This is a genomic window from Streptomyces sp. NPDC008137, assembly GCF_042957035.1.
In the GTDB taxonomy this organism is placed as follows: Bacteria; Actinomycetota; Actinomycetes; order Streptomycetales; family Streptomycetaceae; genus Streptomyces.
Map to the genome: position 1 here is coordinate 45,082 of NZ_JBIBHN010000012.1, position 23,226 is coordinate 68,307.

The 23,226-nt window shown below is 71.2% G+C and carries 23 protein-coding genes; 9 read left to right on the top strand and 14 right to left on the bottom strand.

Going from position 1 to position 23,226, the window contains the following annotated elements; all coding sequences use genetic code 11:
• Window positions 1-21: 21 nt before the first annotated feature.
• From ACFZBT_RS20590 to ACFZBT_RS20615, 6 genes are all read right to left on the bottom strand, one after another.
• Window positions 22-1,272, bottom strand: coding sequence for an enolase C-terminal domain-like protein (locus ACFZBT_RS20590; protein WP_391105396.1), 1,251 nt, complete (start codon window positions 1,270-1,272; stop codon window positions 22-24).
• A complete protein-coding gene (locus ACFZBT_RS20595) occupies window positions 1,269-2,177 on the bottom strand; it encodes a 5-dehydro-4-deoxyglucarate dehydratase (RefSeq protein WP_391105398.1) in 909 nt (302 codons plus the stop codon). Before ACFZBT_RS20595 ends, ACFZBT_RS20590 begins: the two co-directional genes overlap by 4 nt.
• A gap of 28 nt (window positions 2,178-2,205) precedes the next feature.
• Entirely contained in the window at window positions 2,206-3,150 is a 945-nt protein-coding gene (locus ACFZBT_RS20600; RefSeq protein ID WP_391105400.1) for an ABC transporter permease subunit, read from the bottom strand.
• Window positions 3,147-4,058 carry an ABC transporter permease subunit gene (locus ACFZBT_RS20605; protein ID WP_391105402.1) on the bottom strand — a complete coding sequence of 304 codons (912 nt, stop codon included), beginning with the start codon at window positions 4,056-4,058 and terminating at the stop codon, window positions 3,147-3,149. The genes ACFZBT_RS20600 and ACFZBT_RS20605 overlap by 4 nt, the downstream gene beginning before the upstream one ends.
• Window positions 4,055-5,383 (bottom strand): sugar ABC transporter substrate-binding protein, encoded by a 1,329-nt coding sequence (locus ACFZBT_RS20610; RefSeq protein ID WP_391105404.1) that lies wholly within the window; start codon window positions 5,381-5,383, stop codon window positions 4,055-4,057. The genes ACFZBT_RS20605 and ACFZBT_RS20610 overlap by 4 nt, the downstream gene beginning before the upstream one ends.
• A gap of 182 nt (window positions 5,384-5,565) precedes the next feature.
• Window positions 5,566-5,949: a DUF5997 family protein gene (locus ACFZBT_RS20615; RefSeq protein WP_391105406.1), complete on the bottom strand. Its 384-nt coding sequence runs from the start codon at window positions 5,947-5,949 to the stop codon at window positions 5,566-5,568.
• 58 nt (window positions 5,950-6,007) lie between these two features.
• Between ACFZBT_RS20615 and ACFZBT_RS20620 the strand changes: the two genes are divergently transcribed.
• Window positions 6,008-6,781, top strand: a complete 774-nt coding sequence (locus ACFZBT_RS20620) for a LysR substrate-binding domain-containing protein (protein WP_391105408.1) — start codon at window positions 6,008-6,010, stop codon at window positions 6,779-6,781.
• Window positions 6,782-7,009: 228 nt separating this feature from the next.
• Here the strand turns inward: ACFZBT_RS20620 and ACFZBT_RS20625 are convergent, their stop codons facing one another.
• The 4 genes from ACFZBT_RS20625 to ACFZBT_RS20640 all read right to left on the bottom strand — a co-directional run bounded on the left by ACFZBT_RS20625 (window position 7,010) and on the right by ACFZBT_RS20640 (window position 12,085).
• A complete protein-coding gene (locus ACFZBT_RS20625; RefSeq protein ID WP_391105410.1) occupies window positions 7,010-7,771 on the bottom strand; it encodes a DUF4142 domain-containing protein in 762 nt (253 codons plus the stop codon).
• 150 nt (window positions 7,772-7,921) lie between these two features.
• Complete coding sequence (locus ACFZBT_RS20630; protein WP_391105412.1) at window positions 7,922-10,741, bottom strand: beta-L-arabinofuranosidase domain-containing protein; 2,820 nt, start codon at window positions 10,739-10,741, stop codon at window positions 7,922-7,924.
• A gap of 127 nt (window positions 10,742-10,868) precedes the next feature.
• A complete protein-coding gene (locus ACFZBT_RS20635) occupies window positions 10,869-11,564 on the bottom strand; it encodes an HAD-IA family hydrolase (protein WP_391105414.1) in 696 nt (231 codons plus the stop codon).
• A gap of 44 nt (window positions 11,565-11,608) precedes the next feature.
• Window positions 11,609-12,085: an Lrp/AsnC family transcriptional regulator gene (locus ACFZBT_RS20640; RefSeq protein WP_328336874.1), complete on the bottom strand. Its 477-nt coding sequence runs from the start codon at window positions 12,083-12,085 to the stop codon at window positions 11,609-11,611.
• Window positions 12,086-12,276: 191 nt separating this feature from the next.
• Between ACFZBT_RS20640 and ACFZBT_RS20645 the strand changes: the two genes are divergently transcribed.
• Both ACFZBT_RS20645 and ACFZBT_RS20650 read left to right on the top strand, forming a co-directional pair.
• A complete protein-coding gene (locus ACFZBT_RS20645; protein ID WP_391105417.1) occupies window positions 12,277-12,507 on the top strand; it encodes a hypothetical protein in 231 nt (76 codons plus the stop codon).
• Complete coding sequence (locus tag ACFZBT_RS20650) at window positions 12,461-12,949, top strand: hypothetical protein (protein WP_391105419.1); 489 nt, start codon at window positions 12,461-12,463, stop codon at window positions 12,947-12,949. Before ACFZBT_RS20645 ends, ACFZBT_RS20650 begins: the two co-directional genes overlap by 47 nt.
• 124 nt (window positions 12,950-13,073) lie before the next feature.
• Here ACFZBT_RS20650 and ACFZBT_RS20655 read toward each other — a convergent pair whose 3' ends face one another.
• Window positions 13,074-13,787, bottom strand: a complete 714-nt coding sequence (locus tag ACFZBT_RS20655; protein WP_391105421.1) for a TetR family transcriptional regulator — start codon at window positions 13,785-13,787, stop codon at window positions 13,074-13,076.
• A 129-nt stretch (window positions 13,788-13,916) separates the two neighbouring features.
• Between ACFZBT_RS20655 and ACFZBT_RS20660 the strand changes: the two genes are divergently transcribed.
• From ACFZBT_RS20660 to ACFZBT_RS20675, 4 genes are all read left to right on the top strand, one after another.
• Window positions 13,917-14,591: an SDR family NAD(P)-dependent oxidoreductase gene (locus ACFZBT_RS20660; RefSeq protein ID WP_391105423.1), complete on the top strand. Its 675-nt coding sequence runs from the start codon at window positions 13,917-13,919 to the stop codon at window positions 14,589-14,591.
• Window positions 14,592-14,596: 5 nt separating this feature from the next.
• Entirely contained in the window at window positions 14,597-15,004 is a 408-nt protein-coding gene (locus ACFZBT_RS20665; RefSeq protein WP_391105668.1) for an FCD domain-containing protein, read from the top strand.
• Between the two features lie 318 nt (window positions 15,005-15,322).
• Window positions 15,323-16,822 (top strand): FUSC family protein, encoded by a 1,500-nt coding sequence (locus tag ACFZBT_RS20670; RefSeq protein ID WP_391105670.1) that lies wholly within the window; start codon window positions 15,323-15,325, stop codon window positions 16,820-16,822.
• A gap of 251 nt (window positions 16,823-17,073) precedes the next feature.
• Window positions 17,074-18,102 carry a beta-propeller fold lactonase family protein gene (locus ACFZBT_RS20675; protein WP_391105425.1) on the top strand — a complete coding sequence of 343 codons (1,029 nt, stop codon included), beginning with the start codon at window positions 17,074-17,076 and terminating at the stop codon, window positions 18,100-18,102.
• 93 nt (window positions 18,103-18,195) lie between these two features.
• Here ACFZBT_RS20675 and ACFZBT_RS20680 read toward each other — a convergent pair whose 3' ends face one another.
• Together ACFZBT_RS20680 and ACFZBT_RS20685 are read right to left on the bottom strand one after the other, a co-directional pair.
• On the bottom strand, window positions 18,196-19,119 hold the full coding sequence (locus tag ACFZBT_RS20680; protein WP_391105427.1) for a sirohydrochlorin chelatase: 924 nt from the start codon (window positions 19,117-19,119) through the stop codon (window positions 18,196-18,198).
• Between the two features lie 125 nt (window positions 19,120-19,244).
• Window positions 19,245-20,225, bottom strand: a complete 981-nt coding sequence (locus ACFZBT_RS20685; RefSeq protein ID WP_391105429.1) for a BadF/BadG/BcrA/BcrD ATPase family protein — start codon at window positions 20,223-20,225, stop codon at window positions 19,245-19,247.
• A gap of 109 nt (window positions 20,226-20,334) precedes the next feature.
• Between ACFZBT_RS20685 and ACFZBT_RS20690 the strand changes: the two genes are divergently transcribed.
• Entirely contained in the window at window positions 20,335-21,012 is a 678-nt protein-coding gene (locus ACFZBT_RS20690; protein ID WP_391105431.1) for a uracil-DNA glycosylase, read from the top strand.
• A 229-nt stretch (window positions 21,013-21,241) separates the two neighbouring features.
• Here the strand turns inward: ACFZBT_RS20690 and ACFZBT_RS20695 are convergent, their stop codons facing one another.
• Window positions 21,242-22,399 (bottom strand): WD40/YVTN/BNR-like repeat-containing protein, encoded by a 1,158-nt coding sequence (locus tag ACFZBT_RS20695; protein ID WP_391105433.1) that lies wholly within the window; start codon window positions 22,397-22,399, stop codon window positions 21,242-21,244.
• 213 nt (window positions 22,400-22,612) lie between these two features.
• On the opposite strand from ACFZBT_RS20695, the gene ACFZBT_RS20700 reads away from it, so the two are divergent.
• Entirely contained in the window at window positions 22,613-23,200 is a 588-nt protein-coding gene (locus ACFZBT_RS20700) for a hypothetical protein (protein ID WP_391105435.1), read from the top strand.
• Window positions 23,201-23,226 lie beyond the last annotated feature (26 nt).

Below are 23,226 nucleotides of genomic sequence, written 5' to 3' on the forward strand. Positions count from 1 at the left end.
AGGAGGGGCGCACGGGGGGTGTCACCAGCGGGGGAGCAGCCGCTCGTACTCCGGCTGGAAGCGCCGCATGTAGCCGGTGTCGTCGCGGCTGCGCATCCCGGAGTCGATGTAACGCCGGTGCAGCTCATCGAGCTTGTCGTGGTCGAGTTCGACGCCGAGCCCCGGACCGGTGGGCACCTTGACCTCCCCGTCGCGCAGCTCCAGCACGCCCGGCACGATCACGTCGTCCGCCGAGTTCCACGGGTAGTGCGTGTCGCAGGAGTGGTCGAGGTTGGGGATGGCGGCGCCGACATGGGTCATCGCGGCGAGGCTGATGCCCAGGTGCGAGTTGGAGTGCATCGACAGGGCGAGCCCGAACGCCTCGCAGACGGCGGCCAGTTCCCGGGTGCGGCGCAGTCCGCCCCAGTAGTGGTGGTCGGTGAGCAGGACCTGGATGGCGTTCTGCTCGACGGCCGGCTTCAGATGCTCCCAGGCGATCACGCACATGTTGGTCGCGAGCGGCATGGGCGACTCCTTCGCCACCTCCGCCATGCCCTCGATGCCCTTGGCGGGGTCCTCCAGGTACTCCAGGACGCCGTCGAGTTCACGGGCGACGTACTTCGACGTCTCCACCGTCCACGCCGTGTTGGGGTCGAGGCGCAGCGGCTGCCCGGGGAAGGCCTCCGCGAGGGCACGCATCGCGGCGATCTCCTCGTCGGGCGGGAAGACGCCGCCCTTGAGCTTGAACGACTGGAAGCCGTACCGCTCCCGCATCAGCCGGGCCTGCTCGACGATCCCGGCGGGGTCCAGGGCCTCACCCCAGTCGTCGGTGATGGCCGGGCGGCCGTCGAGGGCGGGGTGCTCGCCCCACTTGTAGAAGAGGTACGCGGCGAACGGCACCGCGTCGCGTACCTTGCCGCCCAGCAGGTCGCTGACCGGACGGCCGAGCAGCTTGCCCTGCGCGTCGAGGCAGGCCACCTCGATCGCCGAGGTGGTCCAGCCGCGCTCGTGGGAGCTGGGCACGGTCGGCAGCAGGGCCGCGTCGATCGCGGCGGCCACGGCCGTGGTGTCGAAGACGTCCATGCCGACGACCGTCTTCGCGGCGGTGCGCAGCCGCTCCAGGCGGGCCGTGCCGCCCGGGGACTCGCCGAGCCCCACCGTGCCGTCCTCCAGGACTAGCTGGAGGATGATCCGCAGGGCGAGCGGCTCGTGCACACCGTTGGAGTTGAGCAGCGGCGGGTCGCCGAAGGCGATCGGGGTGACGATCAGCTCGCGGATGCGCGTGGAGGTCATGCGGCGGCCACCTTCAGTCCGTGGTCGAGGAGTTCGGACAGCCGGGCGAGATGTTCCGGTGTCGGGTCGAGCAGCGGCGCCCGTACGCCGCCGACGTCCAGGCCGCGCAGCGTCACCCCCGCCTTGACGAGCGACACGGCGTATCCCGGGACCTCGTCGCGCAGGGCGACCAGCGGGCCGTAGAACTCGTCGAGGAGCCGGTTGACCAGGGCGACGTCGCCCCCGGCGAGGGCGCGGTGGAAGGCGAGCGCGATCTCCGGGGCGAAGGCGAACACCGCCGAGGAGTACAGCTCGACGCCGACGCCCTGGTAGGCGGGAGCGGTCATCTCGGCGGTGGGCAGGCCGTTGAAGAACTGGAAGTCCTCCGTGCCCGGCACGGCATGTACCGCGCGGACGATGCGGTGCATCCGCTCGATGTCCCCGATGCCGTCCTTGAGGCCGACGACCCCGGGCAGGGCGGCGATCTCGGCGGCCGTCTCCGCGGTGAGCCGGGCGGTGCCCCGCTGGTAGAAGACGACCGGCAGCCGGGTGGCGGCCGATACCTCCTCGACGTACCGCACCAGGCCCCGCTGCGGGGCGCTGACCAGGTAGGGCGGCAGCAGCAGGATGCCGTCGGCACCGGCCCGTTCGACGCGGGCGGCCTGGTCCCGGGCGACCGGGGTGGGGCCGCCGGCCGCCGCGAGGACCGGCACGCGTCCGGCCGTGGTCTCGACGGCGACCCGGGTGGCCCGCTCGATCTCATCGGCCGACAGCGCGTGGAACTCGCCGGTGCCGCAGGCGACGAACACACCTCCCGCGCCCGCGGCGACACCCGACTCGATGTGCTGGGCCAGCCGTTCCTCGTCCAGTGAACCGTCCGCCGCGAACGGCGTGACCGGGAAGAACAGCACTCCGTGAAACTTCATGTCTCCCTCAAACGTGGGGGGTGGGTGGTCAGCCCTTCGTGGCCCCGGCGGCGATGCCGGTGACCAGCGAGCGCTGGAGGAGCAGATAGACGATCAGGCTGGGGACGAGGGCGATGACCGCACCGGCCAGCACCACCCCGGAGCCGACCTCGGGGTCGGTGCGCAGGATGGACAGGGCGACGGTGACCGTGTAGTCGGTGGGGTCCTTGGCGGCGATCAGGGGCAGAAGGTACTGGTCCCAGATCATGATGAAGCCGAGCACCCCGGCCACGCCGAGGGCGGGCTTGCACAGCGGCAGGACGACCTGCCACAGCATCCGCAGCTCGCCCACGCCGTCGATCCGGGCGGCCTCCTCGATCTCGGCGGGGATGTCCTTCATGAACTCGGTCAGCAGCATCACCGAGAATCCCCAGGCGCCGAGCGGCAGGATCACGCCCCAGACGGTGCCCTTGAGGTCGATGCCGACCACGGGCACATGGCCGAGGACCAGGGACAGCGGGATGGCGATGACCTCCTCGGGGAGCATCATCGTCAGCATGAACAGGGTGAGGATGAGCGCCTGGCCGCGGAACCTGTGCCGGGCCAGCGCGTACGCGGCCAGCGTGCAGACGACGAGCTGCAGCAGCAGCCCGCCGCCCGCAATGAAGAGCGAGTTGCCGAAGTAGTCCCAGATGCCGCGCTCGCCCGCCACCCGGAAGTTCAGCAGGGTCGGATGGTGGGGGAGGAACGACAGGGTCGAACCGCTGGCCTTCTCGCTGAACGAGCCGGAGAAGATCGTCAGGAACGGCGCCGCGAAGACGCCCAGGGCGAGCACGCAGAGCAGGACGCGCAGCGCCCAGGCGGGGCCGGGCCGGTCGCTCCAGCCGAGGGCGGTGTCGAAGCGGGCGGGGGTGGTGCGCTGCTTCCCGGCGGACTTCCGCGCGGGAGAGGCGGTCACCGGGGTCCGGACGGGGTCGATGGCGGGGGCGCTCATCTCACGTCTCCCCTCTTGCGGAGGTAGTTGACCGTGACGGTGAGCAGCAGCGTCACGCAGAGCAGGACCACGGAGGCGGCCGAGGCGCCGCCGATGTCGTTACGGGTGAAGCCGAGGGTGTAGGCGCGGGTCATCCACACGTCGGTGGACCCGGCCGGGCCGCCGCCGGTGAGGACGTACACCTCGGTGAAGACGCGCAGCCCGCGGATGGCGGCGAGGGTGAGGACGATGCCCAGGGCGGGGCGGATCGCGGGCAGCGTGATGTGGCGCAGCCGCTGCCAGAGCGAGACACCGTCCATCGCGGCGGCCTCGTACAACGAGCGGTCCACGCCCGCCAGTCCGGCGAGGATGATCACCATGTTGTACGGGGCGAGCATCCAGATGCCCATGGCCATCGTCGCCCACAGTGCCGTGTCGGGGTTGTCCAGGTAGGGCACCGGCCCGAGGCCCAGCAGCCCGAGACCGCTGTTGATGAGGCCGTCGGAGGTCGGGTAGTACATCAGCCGCCACATCTCGCCGACCACCGCGGTCGCGGTGACGACGGGCAGGAACACGGCGGTGCGGATGATCTTCAGCGAGCGGGCCTGACCCTCCAGCAGCAGGGCGAGGAGGAAACCGGCGACGATGCCGCCGAGGGACATCCCGATGCCCAGGAGCAGGGTGTGGCCGATGGCGTCCTGGAAGCGGTGGTCGGTCAGGACCCGGGTGTAGTTGTCGAGGCCGACCCACTTGTCACCGAGGAAGGGCCGCACGTCGAAGAAGCTCAGCCAGACGCCCTTGCCCATGGGCAGGAACTTGAAGACGAGGGCGAGCAGCAGGCCCGGGGCGAGGAACAGCCAGGGCAGTACGGCCCTCTTGCCGAGGATCCGGGCTCTGCGCGGCCCGGGTGTCGTCACGGTCGCGGTCATTTCAACAGGTCCTGGTCCTTGAGGTCACCGGCGAGGGTGTCGTTGAGTTCCTTCAGGCCGGAGCGGACGTCGCTGCCGCAGTACGTGAAGATCGCGTTGAGCGCGTCGGCGGTGTCCTGCTTCATCGGGGCCCAGTCGGGGGCGTTGGGGAACTGCTGGGAGTCGTTCTCGTACGCCTTCTGGACGACGCTCCAGCGCGGGTCCTGGCGGACCTTCGCGGCGTCGAGGGTGGAGTTGACGGGGATGCGCACGACGGGCTGGTGGTCGCCGGTCATGGCGAGCGTCTGGCCCTCGGGGGAGACGAGGAAGGCGGCGAGTGTCTGCTCCAGCTTCGCCCTACCGGTCTTCGCGCCGAAGTAGATGTTCTCTCCGTCGGCCAGCACGTCGTTGTTCCCGGCCGGGCCGGTTGGCGCGGGCAGGACCTCGTACTTGTCCTTGCCGAGCGCCTTGTCGAACGTGGAGATGTTGTACGGGCCGGTGAGGTACATCCCGGCGTTGCCGTCCTGGAAGTTGGTGGTGTTCGCGGTGACGGAGGTCAGGGCGCTGGGCTGGATGACGCCGCTGTCGCCGCAGAAGAGGTTCTTCTTCAGCCAGCCGACGGTGCGCAGGGCCGCAGCCGAGTCCATGGCGGGCCGGTAGCCCGTGCCCTCCTTCTGAAGGATCCGCACGCCGCCCTGCCACAGCCAGCTCGAACCCCACCAGGCGACATAGCCGTTCTGGGCACTGCCGGGGACCACCATGCCGTACGTGTCCTTCCTGCCGTCCCCGTCCGGGTCGCGGGTGGCGAAGGCCTTGGCGAGGGCGAGCGTGTCCTGCCAGGTCTTCGGCTGCGGCAGGCCGAGCTTCTCCCGCCAGTCCTTGCGGACGAACAGGGTCATGGCCTGACGGGAGTACGGGATGCCGTAGTGCCGGCCGTCGAGGCCCACGGTGGAGGCCCAGGACTTGGCGGTGATCTCGTCATGTCCGGCGATCGAGTCCGGGGCGATGGGCTTGAGCAGGCCCTGGGCCTGGTAGCTGCCCATCAGGGCCGTGTCGTTGATCATGACGTCCGGCAGGTCCTTGGTGGACGCACGGCTCTGCAACTGCTGGTCGAAGTTCATGACCGGCTGGTAGTCGATCTTGATGCCGGTCTTCTTGGTGAAGGCGGCGAACACCCTCTGGTAGGTCTGGGCGGACTCCGGGTCGCTCCGGGTCCACACCTCCAGCGTGTTCGGATCGCCGGCCCGGGCACTGCCGGAACCGGAGCCGCAGGCAGCCGTTCCGAACAGGAGTCCCGAGACGGCGAGCGCGGCGGCCAGGCGGTGACTTCGCAGACGATCCCGCATGGTGGTTGCTCCGTTCATATTCGTGAACGCGCTTCACGAATCTAAATGATCGGCCAAGCTACGGAGCGTTTCCGCGCCATGTCAAGACATGGCCGAAAACTTTGACGACATCCAGGGGTAACAGCGACGGCCCCCACCGGATGATCCGGTGGGGGCCGTCCTGAAAGGGAGGGCGCCGGGTGTCAGGCCTGGCGCTCGGCGTTCTTCTTCTTGAGGCGGGCCGCCTCCTTGCGGACCTCCGCCTGGGTGGCGCGCTCCCGCTCCAGCCACTCGGGGCCTTCCTGCTTCAGTGTCTCGATCTGCTCGGTGGTCAGGGGCTCGGTGACACCGGCGCGGGCGAGCCCCGCGATGGAGACCCCGAGCTTCGCCGCGACCACCGGGCGGGGGTGCGGGCCGTTGTGCCGCAGGTCCTGCAGCCACTGCGGCGGGTTCGCCTGGAGCTCGTTCAGCTCGGCGCGCGAGACGACACCCTCCTGGAACTCGGCGGGTGTGGCCTCGAGGTACACACCCAGCTTCTTCGCCGCGGTGGCGGGCTTCATCGTCTGGGTGCTCTGGTGCGACGTCATGGCATCAAGCGTATCGAGCGTGTGCACGACCCCTGACCACGCCCGGTAACCTGGCCCGGTGACAGGCTCGGATGTTTCTCTCTCGTTCCGGCTCGTGTACGTCCCCGGGGTGATGCCCGACAAGTGGGTGCGTACCTGGAACGAGCGGCAGCCCGGTGTCCCGCTGGACCTGACGCAGGTGGCCGCCGGGGCGGTGGCGGAGCGGCTGCTGGGCGGGGACGCCGACGCGGGGCTCGTCCGGCTGCCCGTGGACCGGACGGTCTTCAGCGCGATCCCCCTCTACACCGAGCAGACGGTCGTCGTGGTGCCCAAGGACCACCTGGTCACGGCGGTCGACGAGGTGGTCCCGGAGGATCTCGCCGACGACATCGTGCTGCACCCCCTCGACGACGTCCTCGACTGGGAGAACCTCCCCGGACGGCCCGCCTTCGAACGCCCCGCCACCACGGCCGACGCCGTCGAACTGGTCGCGGCCGGGATCGGCGTCCTCGTGGTGCCCCTGTCGCTCGCCCGCCTCCACCACCGCAAGGACCTCACGCACCGCCCCCTCAAGGACGCACCCGAATCGAGCGTGGCACTGGCCTGGCCCCAGGACGCGACGACGGACCAGGTCGAGGACTTCATCGGCATCGTCCGCGGCCGCACGGTCAACAGCACCCGGGGCCGCAAGCAGCCGGACGAGTCCGCGGCGTCCGACCGGGGCGGCGCCCGGCGCAAACCGGTGTCCGGGAAGCCGGCGGCCGGGCGGTCCGCGGGCGCGAAGCGCACCGGCAAGGGCGGCCGTGGCGCCCCGAAGGGCGACGGGCGCGGCAAGCCCCGCCGCCGTTCCTAGGCCGTTTCCGCAAAGTCCCGCCTGCCCCGCGACGCCTGGCACGCACTCTCGCCGCACCGGGCGAACCCCCAAGTACATCCAGTACGGGGGGCTCCACCCGGCACACCGAGAGCACGCACCAGACGCCGCGAGGCCCGCCCTCCGGGCGGACGACGGGACTTTGCGGACACCACCCAGGGCCTGCCCAGGGGCCCGTCGCAGGAGCGCGAACCCCGGACCGCCATCGGCTCAGCCGGCCGACGGAGACGGCTGAGCCCCGTAGGACGGGTTGGGGGCGACCGTCTGCAGATCCTTCAGGTCCTCCGGGACCTCCAGCACCCGGACCGGCGCACCCTGCTGCGGCGGCGGCGGTGTCGTCTGCTCCTGGGGCAGCTTGGGCGGGGCGGTGATCTGGAAGCTGACCTGCTCGTGGTTGATCAGGCCGGTCTTCTCCAGGACCGTGATGTGGTCGAGCACGGTGTCGTTGGTCGTGTCGGCGAGCTCCCGCACCAGGCTGTTCCGGGTCGTCGCCCGGATCTTGGCGATCGTCGGGAAGATGCCCCCGTGCGCGATGCGCATGAGGGTCACGGCCGTGGACTCGAACTCCCTGCCCGAGCTGCCTTCCGCCGTCGCCACGAAGTTCTGCTGCTGCGGTGACGCCTCGTTCGGCAGGGTGATGCCCAGGTCCGTGGAGATCTTGCGGCAGCCCGCGTCGAGCCGGCCGTGCCCCACGAGCAGATGCTCCGCGGCTTCCTTCATCTCCGGCGACGTGCTCCGCTCCATGATCATTTGCCCCATGGGGAATTCCCACAGCCCGGCCGCACGCACCTTCACCACGAAGTCGCGGTCCGCCTCGGTCAGCGGGCCCCACTGCGTGTTGGCGATGATGCGGTCCTGGCCGGAAGCCGCGTTCTCCACACCCAGCATGCTGGGGTAGGCGAGCGCGGTGAGCGTAAGGATCATCGCACCGCCCACGAACGCGGTTCCTGCCGTGCTGCGCGAGATGCGCATCGTGCCTCCTGGGATATGAACGGCCCAACACCGAGAAGTACGGATGCCGGACGCGAAACAATCACCCCTGCCGCAAAAAAGTTCCGGATGTGACGGGGCCCGGTGCCGGAACCCACAGCACCGGGCCCACCCGAACGCCGCTCCGTCCGCTCAGGGTTCGTACGAGGCCGCACCCGCCGTACTCACGACCTTGTCCCCGTCGGCCCTGCTCAGCAGTCCGGCCGCCACCCACACGTCCACCGTGGACCGCACCCGCGCCACCAGCGCCCCCTTGTTCCGGAAGGGTGCACCGGCCCAGACCTCTTCCAGAAGGGTGGTGCCGTCGGCCTTCGCGGGGTTCGCCACGCCCGAGTCCCGGCCGCCGAAGACGACCTTCGGCTCCGCGCGCCGGAAGTAGGCGTGTGCCGGATCCTCCGTCCCCTCGGCGAACGGCGCCCACTCGGTCCCGTCCAGCGTGAAGTGGAGCGGCTTGCCCGGCACCGGCGTGAGGGAGGCGGTCAGGTCGCCGGACAGCCCGGCGTCGCGGTACAACCCGGCCTTCAGGTACTCCGTCGCGGAGGAGCGGGCGACCAGGTTGACCGGCCCGTGGAACAGGGTCTGCAGGGAGGGGTCGTCGAGGGCCTTCTCCACCCGTGTCCGGAACGGCAGGGCGACCCGGACGGTGTCACCGGCCCGCCAGGTCCGCGACACGTCGAAGTAGCTGCCCGGCTTCGGAGTGCCCCGCACGGCACGCCCGTTGACGGTCACCCGGAACCCGGCGGTCGCCCAGGACGGCACGCGCAACCGCAGCGTGAAGGAGGCCCGGCCGCCGCCGAAGGTGAGCGTGCTGCCCTGCTCCCTGGGATAGCCGGTGGTCTGCGTGACCGTCACGCCCTTCTCCGCCCAGGTCAGCGTGGACGGGCTGTAGAGGTTGACGTACAGGGCGCTGCCGTCGGACTTCGCGAAGTACACCGAGTCCTGGTACTTCGTGGCGCTCTCCATGCCGGTGCCCTCGCAGCAGGTCGTGCCCTGCTTGGGTGTGTAGTCACGGACATGACCGGGCGTCAGCCCGATGAAGTAGGTGACGAGCGGCTTCTCCGCGTCCGGCTTGTCCTGCTTCGAGCCGAGCACCTGGTTGTACAGTGCCCGCTCGTAGTAGTCCATGTACTTCGGTTCCTGCGCGTGGAAGAACAGGGCCCGGCTCAGCTTGAGCATGTTGTACGCGCAGCAGGTCTCCGCGGTGGTGGCGCTCAGGGTGCCCGCGATCACGTCCCGGGCCTTCCAGAACTCCCCGGTGCTGGTGCCGCCGATGCCGTACATCCGGTGCGGGACGACCATGTCCCAGAAGTTCTTCGCCGAGGTGAGATAGCGCTCCTCGCCCGTCTCGTCGTACAGCCGCACGTACCCGGTGAAGATCGGGATGTGCTGGTTGGCGTGCAGCCCGTCGAGGATGTCGGTGTTCGCGGCGCACGCGTCGATCAGCCGGTCCAGGTCGAACAGCTTTGCCAGCGCGAGGTGTTCGGTCTTGTCGGTGATCGTGTGCAAGTCGCAGATCGCCTCGACGATGCCGCCGAACTCGCCGCTGGAGAAGATCCCCCACATGCGCTGGAGCGTGGTCTTCGGCAGCCTGGACAGCCGGGAGTGCATCCAGTCGCACATGCCGGACGCGAGGTCCAGGGCCCGGTCGTCGTCCGTGGCGGTGTACGCGTCGAGCAGGCCCCTGAGGATCTTGTGCGCGGTGTAGTACGGCGCCCACACCTTCGTGTAGTCGGGAGAGGTCCTCGACTCCAGGTCGATGAACTGGGTCTCCGGGTACGCCGCGAGGAACCCGGGGTGGCTGGGCCCGCCCCAGGTGCGGCGCAGGGTGGCGGTCAGTCCGCGCCCGGAGGCGTCCGCGAAGGTCCCGCCGGCCGTCTCGTCGAAGGCGTACGACACCAGGTCGCCCCGGCCCGTGGAGGCGTCGGCGGCCCGGCGGCTCTGCAACTCGGTGATCTCGGCGGCGGTCAGCGCCCGCGAGAAGACGTCGAACCCCTCGAAGGCGCCCGCGAAGACGGGGTCCGCGGAGTAGTTCGAGCGGCCCAGCCAGTTGTTCTTCAGTGTGCCGAGAGCCGCCGGGGTGAGGCTCATCGCGGCGTTCCGGGCGACGGCGGTGCCGTTGACGTGGAGGGTGCCGGTGCCGTCCGCGATCGTCACCGCCAGATGGCTCCACTGGTTCAGCGGCAGCGGGGCCGTGCCGTCGAGGCCCTGCTCGCCGCCCGGGCCCGACGCGGTGATGGCGAAGCGCGGCACTCCCGCCTGGTTGCGGGCGGCCAGATAGAGGTAACGCGTGGTGTCGTCGCCGAAGTCGAAGACGCGGGTCCAGTTGGCGTCGTGCGTGGGCCGCACCCAGACGGAGAGGGTGACGGCCGAGGCCCCGCCGAGCACGGCGGCCGGCAGATCCACGTACTGGTAGGAGCCCCGCACCTGGTCGGCGGCGGTCCCGAACTTCCCGGCGACGCTCAGCACCTCCGGCTCTCGCCGCAACGCCGTCCGCACCTCGGCCAGCGCCTCGACCATGGTGTTGATCCGGTCGGCGAACACCTGCTCCTTCGTGCTCCGGTAGGCCTGCGCCAGCATGGTCAGGAAGTGGCCGGTGTAGTGCCCGCGCAGATTGCCGTTGGCCTCGCCGTCCAGGCCCTCCCAGCCGCCCGGGGCAACCGCGCCGCCCGTGGCGAGACCGGCGTTGGCGCGGAACACCTGGAGCAGCCGGTTCACGTCGTAGCCACGGGCGTGGTCCAGCATCAACTGCCGCTTGTCGGCGAAGACACCCCGGCCGAGGCGTACGTCCTCCAGCCCGAACGGCCGTACGGTCCAGGCGGCCGGGATGCCGGCGGCGGCCGCGGCCGCGGGGGCGGCGACCGCCCGGCCGGTCGCCGCCTCGGAGAGCGCGGGTACGGCGGCGGCGAGGGTCGCCGCCTGGAGAAGGGATCGTCTGGAGAGGGGCCGTGCCATGTGTGCTCCTCCACGAGGCCAACGGGTCCACGGACTCGACGCGTTCGAAATTCCGAATGCTGTGCGAGTGATCGACCAGACCTTAGGGAGGGGACGGGGGAGCGTCAACGGGGCGGGAGAGGCGAGTTCAGGAAAGACCTGCCGAGCGGACCAGCCAGTCGTACGCCGCCCGTGCCGTGAACTCCTCCTGGCCGCCCCGCAGCAGCAGTCCGGCGGTGGTGAACTCCGGGGCGTCCGCCTGCGCCGGGACGTACGGGATCGCGATGCACCGCATCCCCGCCGCGTGCGCGGCTGCGGCGCCGGGGGCGGCGTCCTCCAGGACCACACAGCGGGCCGGGTCCGCCCCGAGCCGGCGGGCCGCCTCCAGGAAGACATCGGGGGCCGGCTTGCCGTGCGCGACCTCGTCGGCCGAGACGACGGTGCGCAGATGGGTGTCCAGGCCCGTACCGGCCAGGACCGCCTCGATGGCCCCGGGCGAGGACCCCGAGGCCACCGCCATGGGCACGTCCTCGGCCGCCAGCAGCTCGACGAACTCGCGCATCTCGGGGTAGGCGCGCGTGGAACTGCGGGCGAGTTCGAGATAGCGGCGGTTCTTGACGGTGAACAGCTCCTCCACGGAGGCCCGCAGACCGTACCGCTCCCTCCAGTCCGCGACCGTCTCCTGCGTGCTGATGCCCACGTACCGCTCGTGGTCCGCCCAGCTGAAGTCGGTGACGCCGTGCTCGGCGAGGGTCTGCCGGCCTGCCTCGTAGTAGTTGGGCTCGCTGTCCACGAGCGTTCCGTCGAGATCGAAGATGACCGATACGCCGCCGAGATTGCTCATGGTGTCAGCATGTCAAAGACCGTGATCCAGGGACCCTGAGGGGGTCAGGACCGGGCCGCGCGACCGATCGACTCCACCAGTGGCAGCAGCCGATGGGAGACGCGCTCCCGCAGCGCGATCTCGGTACGGGTGCGGACCACGCCGGGCAGGCTGATCAGCTTCTGCACGACGTCCTCCAGATGCGCGTTGTCCCGCGCCACGACCCGGGTCAGCAGATCCCCGCCACCTGTGATGGAGAACGCCTCGACGATCTCCGGCACCGCCGCGAGCGCGTCGCCCACCTCGTCGAGATGGCCCTGGGTGACCTCGATGTGCACGAACGCGAGCACCGGATGGCCGAGCGCGGCGGGGGAGAGGTCCGGCGCCGTGCCGGTGATCACACCGTCCCGCTCCAGGCGGTCGAGCCGGGCCTGGAGCGTGCCCCGGGCCACGCCGAGGATACGGGCGTACTCGCGCACGCTCGTGCGCGGCTGCTCCAGCAGCAGCCGCAGGATGCGGGTGTCGAGCTCGTCCACCGGCATGCCGCACCCTCCTCGTCCCTCGGCTCCACAGCGGCCACTCAACGGCCGCCTCCGCTGTACCAATGGCTCAGTCTAGAGCGCACCCTGTTCGACGATTGGGCCTGGAGGGCCGTCCGTTTCTCGTGTGCCGCTGGTGGTACGTCCGCGCGGCAACCTCAAGGCCCGGGAGACGTCGGCCGAAAGACGGGGGTATGCCAGCCTCGCGTGCACGACGCCGCACGGTGCTCACCTGCGCGGCCCTGCTGACCGCCGGCGGGGCATCTCTCCAGGGGACAGCACCTGCCAAGGCCACGGGCCGGATCCTCGCGGAGCGACGCTTGGCCGAGCGGCTGATCGAGGTGACCATCGACTCCCCGGCTCTGGGCGGTTCCAGCCGTGTGGCCCTGCACCCCTCGTGGCTGGGACCGGCGCGGACCAGGTGAACGCCGGCCCACCCTCTACCTGCTGGCGGGCGGCGACGGCGACCACACCACCTGGACGGCGAAGTTCCGAGTGCAGGAACTCGCCGAACTGCGCGACGTCCTGGTCGTCATGCCCGGCATGCCGCTGTTCGGCTTCTGGACCGACTGGGGGAACCACGGCAGGCAAGGCTCGCCCAGGGTGCGCACAGACTTCCTGCGCGAGGTCGTGCCCCTGGTGGAACGGGAGTACGGTGCCGGGACGCGCAGAGCGGTGGCCGGCGAATCGCAGGGGGCTTCGGCGCCCTGGGAACGGCTGCCCGGCCCCCGGCATGTTCAGCGCGGTCGCCGCGTTCGGATCACCCGTGCACCCGGTCCGGCACCCAGAGATGTGGCTGTCGGCGCGAAGTTCGTGGGAGTGGACGGCTATGCGGTCTTCGGGGATCCGTGGGAGCGGTACTGGTGAACCCGGTTATGCGAACGTGCGGAATGGTTGATGTTCTGTGAGGTTGCCAAGCGGATCCGACCACCGACAAGACCGCTCCGATGTACGGCCTCATCGCGGTCGCTCTGTCCCACCGGTCGCTGGTTCAGCGTCGCTTTCCAGTCTCGGGGGCGGTGGCGCTCTGGCTGGCGCGGCGCATGGCCTCGTACAGCGCAGCGTCCTCCGGCGGGTCCGGCAGCGGGCCGCGGGCCGGGGCCTGGAAGGACTGGATCATCCAGGCGACCAGGCGGCGCCAGGCGTCCGGGGCGGCATCGGCAGTGGCGCTGAGGACTCCGGCGTTGGCCATCAGCAGCAGCACGAGATCGCGGCTGGTGAAGTCCTCGCGCAACCGCCCGCTGTTCTTGGCGCGGCCGATGAGTTCGAGGAAGCCCTCGTACGCCTGAGCGTGGTATCTCTCCAGCTCCGGAACGCCCGGGAAGTTCATGGTCAGGATGTCGGCGAAGCCGCGGTCGGCGGCCTGCATCGCGCAGACGGTCTCGATGTAGCCGGTGAAGCCGTGCCACGGGTCCGGATCGGCCAGGGCTGCGTCGGTGGCCTGGGCGTACGCCTTCATGCGGTCGGCGAAGACCGCGGCGAGCAGGTCCTCCTTGCGGGGGAAGTGGCGGAAGAGGGTGGCGATCCCGACCCCGGTCTCCCGTGCGACTGAGGCCATCGACGCGTTCAGCCCGTCGCGCCCGAAGACCGTGCGCGCGGCGGCGATGATCCGCCCCCGGTTGCGCTCCGCGTCGCTGCGCTTGGACTGACCTGCGGAAACAGTCGCGTCGGCGCTGGCTTCGGTGTGCGGGTCTCGGGGGCTCATGACGCCAGACTAGCAAACCGGAATGACTTATCCGATTCTCGTGTTACGGTGGGCGGCGAACCGGATAGGGCTTTCCGGAAATGAAACGAATAGCCCTTTCCGTCGACCCCTTCAGTGAAAGGTTCTCTCATGCCCACCATCGCCATCGTCGGTGCCGGCCCTCAGCTCGGTCTCGCCGTCGCCCGCACCTACGGCACTCACGGCTACGACGTCGCACTGATCGCCCGCAACCGGGCCAAGCTCGAAGTCCTTGCCGGCGAGCTGGCCGCCGAGGGCATCACCGCCGCCGCCTTCCCCGCCGACGTCCTCGACCGCCCCGCCCTCACCCAGGCACTCAAGGATGCGGCTACGCACTTCGGCGGCATCGACGTCCTGGAGTACTCCCCGGTCGGCGGCCTCCAGACCGTCATGACCACCCCGGGCGCCACCGAGCCGGCCGACGTGCAGCACGAGATGGAGTTCCAGCTCTACGGAGCGATCGACGCCACCCGTGCGGTGCTGCCCGCCATGCGGGAGGCCGGTGCGGGCACCCTGCTGTTCACCACCGGCGCCGGCTCCGTCGACCCCGTGCCGCAGGTCGCCAACGTCAACGCCGCCGCCGCGGCGCTGCGCAACTGGGTGATCAACCTGCACAAGGAGCTGGACGGCACCGGTGTCCAGGCGGCGCACGTCGCCATCAACGTGTCGATCGGCACGCCGGCGATCCCCGGATTCCCGACCGCCCAGCCCGAGGAGATCTCCCCGGTCTACTGGGACCTGCACACCACCAAGCGCGACCAGGCCGAACTCGTCTTCAGTCTCTGAAGCCCATCAGCACCCGTCCTCCTGGCCTCCCGGTATCTACGCCGCGCACTTCGTCATCAACACCTGGCCCGGGGGGGCGAAAGCATTCCCTCCGGGCCGCCCCCGAGCAGGTCGCGCACCTTTCCCCCGAACCCGCCCGAGGTGCGTGTGACTCCGTACTGCGCCGCGCCATCGCCCAAGCCGCTCACAACGGCCTGCTGCTCCGGATGTTCGACACCATGAACGCCGCCCGCGGCCTGCCGGTCTGGGGCAACATCAAACGCCGCTCAGCCGGTCCCGAACGCCGAGCGGGCTACGAACACGCCCACCGGCAGATCGTCGAAGCACTCAACGACCGAGACCCCGGTGCCGCCCGACAGCACATGCGCGCCCACCTCCTCGACGTCCGCACCAACCTCCTCGGCCCCTCCTGAGCCGAAGTCGCCCAGGGCCGCCGGACAGGCCGGCCTGTTGCCTGGGTCAGTTCTGATCCATTGGCCATCCATCGGTCGACATCGAGGTTGATCTACTGCACCAATGGCACCGTCTTTGGCGTGACAGTTGAGCCAGTGGGCCTGGAGGTGGTTGTCTTTGCCCTATCCATGTATGTGCGGCGCCGCGTAGCGCCGGACGGCGACGAGGCCGTGTCCGGACCCGCGGCGCCTCAGTCGTGCCTGCTTGTCGTCCGACACCCGGTGACCGTAGGCAGGACGCGACCACCGCAAGGGGGGCGGCGCACCGCCGTGAAGAGGATGTTCGTGGCCCCGGACCCGGGGCGCTCGAGGCTGCGGAACGCGACCCGCGCTGTCGTCGGTGTCGCCGCGGCCGTCGCCGTTTCCGAACTCTGCGGGCTGTCGCTCACCGCGTCGATCACCGGAGGGCTCGCGGCCCTGCTCGCCCTCTTCACGGTCACCGATGCGACCGTCCGTGACCAGCGGATCACCACCGCCCTGCTGCCCATCGCGGGGTTCCCCGTGCTGGCGCTTGCCACCGCACTGCACGGCATCACCCCGGCCCGGGACGCCGCGTTCCTGGCCGTCGTCTTCGGTGGGGTCTATGCCCGCCGCTGGGGCCCGCGGGGCCACGCGCTCGGGATCTTCGCGTTCATGAACTTCTTCATCACGCAGTTCCTGCACGCGGTTCCCGCTCAGCTGCCCGAGCTGTACACCGTTGTGGGCCTGGCCCTCCTCACGGCCGGCGTCACACGCTTCGTGCTCTGGCCCATCGAGCGTCACACCCCACCCGCGGCAGCCCCGCCGGCCCTGCCCGGCAGCGGGTTGGCGCGGCACACCACCCGGCAGGCCTTCCAGGCCACTGCCGCCTCGGCCCTCGCGCTGCTGGTCGGGCAACTGCTCTCCGAGGAGCGCTGGTACTGGGCCGTCGGTACTGTCTGGTGGATCTTCGTCAACACGGCTTCTCGCGGCGAAACCCTGGTCCGTGGTTTCCGCCGGGTCCTCGGAACGGTGATCGGCATCGCCATCGGCCTGCTGGTCGCCATCCCGCTGCATGGTGCGCCCGCGCCGACGGCCGCCCTGGTCGCCGTCTGCGTCTTCGGCATCTTCTACACCGCCGCCGTCTCGTATTCCTGGATGATGCTGGCGGTGACGGTCATGGTCAGCTTGCTCTACGGCCTGTTGGGCGTGCTGGACCGCAGCCTGCTCGAGCTCCGTCTCGCGGAGACCGGTGTGGGCGCGCTGTGTGCCGCGCTGGCCGTGGCCCTGGTCCTGCCGGTCACCACGCACGCCACGAACGATGCCTGGATCCAGCGGGCACTGCTCTGCGTCCACGCGGCCACGGCCGAAGCCGCCGCTCGCCTCGCTGGAGATCCGAATCGCGACCCCGCTCCGCACGCCGCCGAACTGGAACTGCTGCTCGGCCGGGTACGGGTGGCCCTCGCCCCGTTGATGCACCCTTTGACTCCCTTCCGTGCTCGGAAAGCCCGTGCCCGTCAGGTCATTGAGCTGCTCGACGACTGCGCCCGCGAGGTGCGCAGTCTGGTGTCCGTTGCCGCCGACCCTGTCGCGTCGCACGATGCCCGTCTGGCCGCTGCCTGCCGGCGCGTCGAGGTGGCGGTGGAAGCACTCACTGTCAGCGATCTGGGGCGGAGGGGAGCGGCGTCCGCCGACGGCGACATGCCCCAGCATGACGAGACGGAGTCGTCCCTGGTTCATCTGCGCGGCTTGGAGAAGGCTCTGTCGGAGCTGGCGATGCCGCTTGGGTCGTCTCCGCGCTCTTCACTTGTGCGTTCCTGAACGTGAGGAAGGGTGTCCGCCCCGCTGGCGCACCCGCTGGACCCGCTGCTCGGCCGCAAGCGGCGGGCCCGGCACCTGCTCGCTCCCTCGACGACTGCGCCCGGGAGGTCCGCGGCCGGGTCCCCTGACCACCTGACCGCTGGCCGGAGCCTGAGCGGCGAGCCGCCACACCCTCTTGACCCTTTGGTCTAGACCGCGCATGATCGACTGCGCGGTCATTCCGGACGGCTCAGGGGCGAAAGGGCGCAGCGATGGCGGACGGCAGCAGGCGACGGGCGTTCATCGGGTCGTTCACGGCCGCGGGCGGCCCCGGGATCGTGACGGCGGAGATCGATGCCGGCAGCGGCGCGCTGACCATCCTGAGCACTGTGAACGCCGTCCCCGACCCGGCCTACCTCGCCCTTTCGCCCGGCGGGGACACGCTGTACGCGGTCAGTGAGACGGCCGCGGGCACGGTGGCCGCTTTCCGCGTGACCGGGGACAAGCCCGAGCCGGCCGGACGGCCCGTGCCGCTCGACGCCTGCGGGCCGACCCACCTCAGTCTGTACGCCGGGCACGTCCTGACCGCCAACTACGGATCGGGCAGTGTCACGGCCGTCCCCGTCCGCCCCGACGGCACCCTCGCACGGTCCGCCTCCGGTGTGCTCCGGCACACCGGAGGGGGCCCGCACACCCCGCGCCAGCACGGGCCGCACGCCCACCAGGTGCAGCCCGACCCGAGCGGGCGCTGGGCCGTCAGCGTCGACCTCGGCACCGACTCGGTACGGGTGTGCACACTGACCGACGGCACCCCGGCCGTGCACCGGGAGGCCGCCCTGCGGCCCGGCTCGGGACCGCGCCACCTGGCCTTCCACCCCGACGGCTCGTACGCCTACGTCGTCAACGAACTCAGCCCCTCCGTCACCGTCTGCCGCTGGGACGCGGCGGACGGCGTGCTGTCCCCGCTGACCGAGACCCCGGTCCTGCCGGGCGCACCGGCACGTGACGCCTACCCCTCGGGGATCGTCACCTCACCCGACGGCCGCTTCGTATGGACCGCCACCCGAGGTGAGGACGTCCTGTCCGTGCTCGCGGTGGAAGGGGCGGACCTGCGCCTGGTCACCACGGTGCCCTGCGGCGGCCACTGGCCACGCGCCCTGACCGCGTCCGGCGGCTTCCTGTACGTGGCCAACGAACGCTCGGGCGACGTGACCTGGTTCGCCACCGACCCGCGCACGGGCATTCCGCGACGAGGGGGCTCGGTGAGGGTGACGGCGGCGTCGTGCGTGATCATCGGCTGATGGGGGGTGCGGGGGCTTGCCCCACAAGGGGCGCGGGGAACTGCGCGGCAAGCCGCAGCGCACCCGCACCCGTCCGGCATTCCCCGGGTCGCGTCAGCGAACCGGCGTCTGCTGCACCTGCTGCGGCGTGATTCCCAACGCCGTCGTGTACTTCGCCAGTGCCAGCTTCCCGATCGCGGGGTACGGCCCGAGCGACTCCGCCGCGGAGCACCCCGCCTCCTTGGCCGCCTCCTCGACCAGCCCCGGCTCGATCTCCGGGCCGATCAGATACGGCGCGAGGGCCAGCTGCTGCGAGCCGGAGGTGCGGAGCTGCTCGGCGACGGACGCGATGGAGCCCTCCTGGTCCAGCGCCGCGGCCATCACCGGCACCGCCAGGCGCGCGGCCAGCAGCATGCCGGTGATCCCCGCCGCCTGCACGGCCTCGTCACCGCCCACGGAGGCCAGGATGATGCCGTCGGCGGCGGTCGCCACGGTGAACAGCCGGGCACGGTCCGCGCGGGCCAGACCGGCCTCGGAGAGCCGGACGTGCAGCGCCTCGGCGAGCAGCGGGTGCGGGCCGAGGACGTCGGTCAGCTCCGCCGCGATGTGGCTTTCCATGACGGCCTGACGGACCCGGCGCAGCAGCGCGCTGTCCGGGCCGGCGAGCAGCGGCACCACGACGGCGACGGGCCCGTCGGGCTCCCTGACGTCCATGCCGGCGGCACGGGCCTGCTCGAAACGGGCGGTGCGCTCCTCTGCGGCGTGCGCGAGCACGGCCTGGAGCGTGAAGAACTCCGCGTTGTCCCCGTCGAGGTACCCGATACGGGCGTCGAGGCCGGGCAGCTCGGAGCGGGCGATGCTCACGACCTCCTCGGCGAGGCCGCGCGTGGCGCTACTGGGCGTGCCCGGCACGGCGAGGACGAGCGCGGGCGCGCCCTCGGGAGCCACCAGCGGCTCGGGACGGCGGTGCCGTCCCGGCTGGCGGGGTCGCGGCATTCGTACTGGCAGGCCGGACTCGGGTCCAGTGGGGGAACTCATGGCGCCGCATGTTACTTGTTTCCTGGGCTCTCCTGTTCGGGGAGGGTGCAGGTGAGCGGTATACGTCCGGTTTTGTCTGATGAGTTACGTACGGATTGAGTTACGTACGGATCATGCGGGTCGGACTATTCACCCGAACGGGTTGTCACGGACAGCATCGCCTCGTCACCCGGCAGCGTGAGGGGACCGGTGCTCAGCTCGGTCGCCAGACGCACGGAGCCGTGCAACGGGTCGCCCCCGGCCCGCACCCGCCGCGCGTGCGGGAGCCGCTCCGTCAGTTCCTCGTCCAGGGGCCCGAGGAGCGGGTCGCCCAGCTTGAACAGGCCGCCGGTGACGGCGACACGGGGCTCGCCGCCGGAGGGGCACACGGCTGCCGCGGAGTCGGCCATGTGCCGCGCGGCACCGCGCAGGATGTCCGCCGCGACGGGGTCCTCGGCGGCGCAGGCGGCGACGTGGGGCGCGAAGGACGCGAGGACGGCGGGCCGGTCCGGCCGCGGATACAACCGTCCGGGCAGCCCGGCCATGGGTCCGAACACCTCCTCGGCGCTCGCCAGCAACCGGGCCGAGCCGCCCTCGCGCCCGTCATGGGCGCGCAGCGCGGCCTCGAGTCCGGCCCGCCCGATCCAGGCACCGCCCCCGCAGTCGCCGAGCAGATGCCCCCAACCGTCCGCACGACGCCAGCCGGTCAGGTCGGTGCCGATCGCGATGAGCCCCGTACCGCCGGCGATCACGGCACCGGGACGTGACCCGAGGGCGCCCACGTACGCGGTCACGGCGTCGGCGGCCAGCGCGATCCTTCGTACGCCCAGCTCCCGGGCCAGGGCACCCGGCAGTTCGGCGCGCAGCGCGTCTCCGAGGGAGGCGAGCCCGGCGGCGCCGACGGCGACGGCGGTCAACCGCACCGGCCCGGCCTCCGCGGTCAACGCACGCACCAAGGGCATGAGCCGCGCCATGAAGTGTCCGGGATCGATGCCCCGGCCGCCCGTGCGGACCGGCTCCGCCGACTCCCGCCGGGCCAGCGGCCCGCGCTCGGCGGTTCCCACCACCGCCCGCAGCCCGGACCCGCCGGAGTCCACGGCGAGAAACCCGGATACCACTGGATGCAACGGGATCCCCTCCTTCCCGTAGGGCAGAGTAGCCCCGTGGGCGGCGTCCGGACGTGAGGGAACGCGTGCTTGAGCGGGGACCGGTTGTGTGCCAGTAGGGTGACGCGCTGTGGCACCACGACCCTTGCATGAACTTGTCGAAGCAGGCTGGGCGAAGGCCCTGGAGCCTGTGTCCGAACGTATCGCCGCGATGGGGGACTTCCTGCGGGCCGAGATAGCGGCCGGCCGGACCTACCTCCCGGCCGGGGCGAATGTACTGCGGGCCTTCCAGCAGCCCTTCGACGACGTCCGCGTCCTCATCGTCGGCCAGGACCCTTATCCCACGCCGGGGATGGCCATCGGGCTGAGTTTCGCGGTGGCGCCCGAGGTGCGTTCACTGCCGGGCAGCCTGGAGAACATCTTCCGGGAAATGCATACGGACCTGGGGCTGCCCCGGCCGTCCAACGGCGATCTGACGCCGTGGTCGCAGCAAGGGGTGCTGCTTCTCAACAGGGCGCTCACCACCGCCCCGCGCAAGCCCGGCGCCCATCGGGGCAAGGGCTGGGAAGAGGTCACCGAGCAGGCGATCCGGGCCCTGGCGGGTCGCGGCAAGCCGCTGGTGTCGATCCTGTGGGGCCGCGACGCCCGCAACCTGCGGCCACTCCTGCGAGACCTTCCTGCGATCGAGTCCGCTCATCCCTCGCCGATGTCGGCGGACCGGGGTTTCTTCGGTTCGCGCCCGTTCAGCAGGGCCAACGATCTGCTGGCGCGGCAGGGGAGCGCACCGGTGGAGTGGCGCCTGCCGTAGGCCGGGGTGGTTCACGCCTCTCGCGAAACGGCGGGGAGGTCCCCGCTGAACGCCTCGTCGAGGGACCCGGCGGGCAGCACCTTGCTCGAGTTGTGCTCGCGGACGATCCGCCAGCCGTCCGGGCCACGGCATCGCGCGTCTGAGCCGTCGCGCCGGCCCGAACAGGATGAGCTGCTCGCCGGTCACGAGCCGGGACGGAGTGCCGTCCGGCACGCCGGTCGGCGTCGGCTCATCCGGCGATCGCGGCCCGCACGCACAGCACGTCCGGCAGATGTGAGGCGATCTGCTGCCAGCTGTCGCCGTCGTCCGCGGACGCGAACACCTCGCCGTTGCGGTTGCCGAAGTAGACGCCCGCCGGATCGCCGTCGTCCGTGCACATCGCGTCGCGCAGCACCGTGCCGTAGTGGTCCTCCTGGGGCAGCCCCGCCGAAAGCGGCTCCCAGCTCTCGCCCGCGTCCGCCGTCCGGTAGACGCGGCACCGGTGGTCGGCCGGGACCCGGTCGGCGTCGGCGTTGATCGGGAACACATACGCCGTGTCACCTCGGTGCGGGTGCGCGACCGCCGCGAAGCCGAACGTGGACGGCAGCCCCTCGCCGATGTCCGTCCAGTGCGCGCCCGCGTCGTCGCTGCGGTACACACCCCAGTGGTTCTGCAGGTACAGGCGGTCCGGGCGCACCGCGTCCCGGGCGACCTTGTGCACGCACTGGCCGAACTCCGGGTTCGGGTCGGGCAGGAACACCGCCGAGACACCCGAGTTGGAAGGCTCCCAGCTGGCGCCGCCGTCGAGCGTGCGGAACACGCCGGCGGTCGAGACGGCGACCGTCACGGCCTTCGGGTCGCGCGCGTCGGTGAGCACGGTGTGCAGGCCCTCACCACCGCCGCCCGGCACCCACTTCGACCGCGTGGGGTGCTCCCACAAGGGCCGGACCAGTTCGAACGTCTCCCCGCGGTCCTCCGAGCGGTACAGCGCGGCCGGTTCCGTACCCGCGTACACCACGTCCGGCTCGGCGGCCGCCGGGTGCAGCTGCCACACCCGCTCCAGGGACGCCCCCGTGTCCTTGGGGAACTTGACGGCGGGACGCGCCGGTTCGGTCCAGGTACGGCCGAGGTCGTCGGAGTGGAACACGGACGGGCCCCAGTGCGCGCTGTCGCCGCCGGCCAGCAGCCGAGGTGTCGCGCCCCGGGTGTCGACGGCGACCGAGTACACGGCCTGCGCGTTGAAGTAGGGACTCTCGTCGAACTTCCAGGCGCCACCACTCCGCCGGCGCCCGATGAACAGGCCTTTGCGCGTGCCCACGGCCAGCAGTACCTCGGCCATGCCGATCACCTCCGCGGCGTCGTCGTTGACGCCCTCGTCTCTGACACCGGCCAGTCTGCACCCCGCCACTGACAGTCACCTCTGGATCTGGCTCCGATGCAGGTCAGGCGGGTGTCGAGGGCCGTCGCGGGGCTCGGCGGAGCGTGTGCCTCGGGGCCTCCCGCACGGGCCGGGCGGCGTGGGGGCCGTCACGTCGGAGTAGGTGCAGTGAGCATCCAGGGGCCGTCTTCCGTATGCAGAGGGCGGCGGGATGGTCATGCGCTCATGAGGAGGATGCCTTCGATGGCGTTACGAGGTCCGAAGGTGTGGCTGTGGCGCTGGCGGCGCAATCCGCTCAAGCGCCGCGCCGACAGGGTGGAGGCCTGGGTCGTGCTGGGCGTGTGGACGCTCACCGCGTTCGTCGGGATGCTGGCCGGCACGACGGTGAGCCGGTCCGTCGAGGACGGGCTGGCCAGGGAGCGCGTCGAGTGGCGGCCCCTCGTGGCCCGGCTGGACGAGCGGGCCCCTGGAAGGGCCGCCGCCGAGAGCGGCGTCGGGTCCCGAACCGAGCAGGTGTGGGCGAAGGCGACGTGGACCGCTGTGGACGGCTCCGCGCACACCGGACAGCTCCGGGTCCCGGCGGGCAGCGCCGCCGGGACACCGGTCACGGTGTGGACGGACCCCGAGGGCCGCCAGGTGACCCGCCCCGTCACCGAGTCCCAGGCCCACGTACGGGCCTTCCTGACCGGCGGCGTGGCGGGCATCGGCGCCGCGCTCCTGCCGCTCGTCGGCGGCCGTGCCCTGCGCCGCCGGCTGGAACGACGCCGCATGGACCAGTGGGACGCCGAGTGGTCACGCTTCGGGCCGATGTGGGGACGTACCACCGGGTGAGCCCCAGGGGCGACGGCCACGCGCAG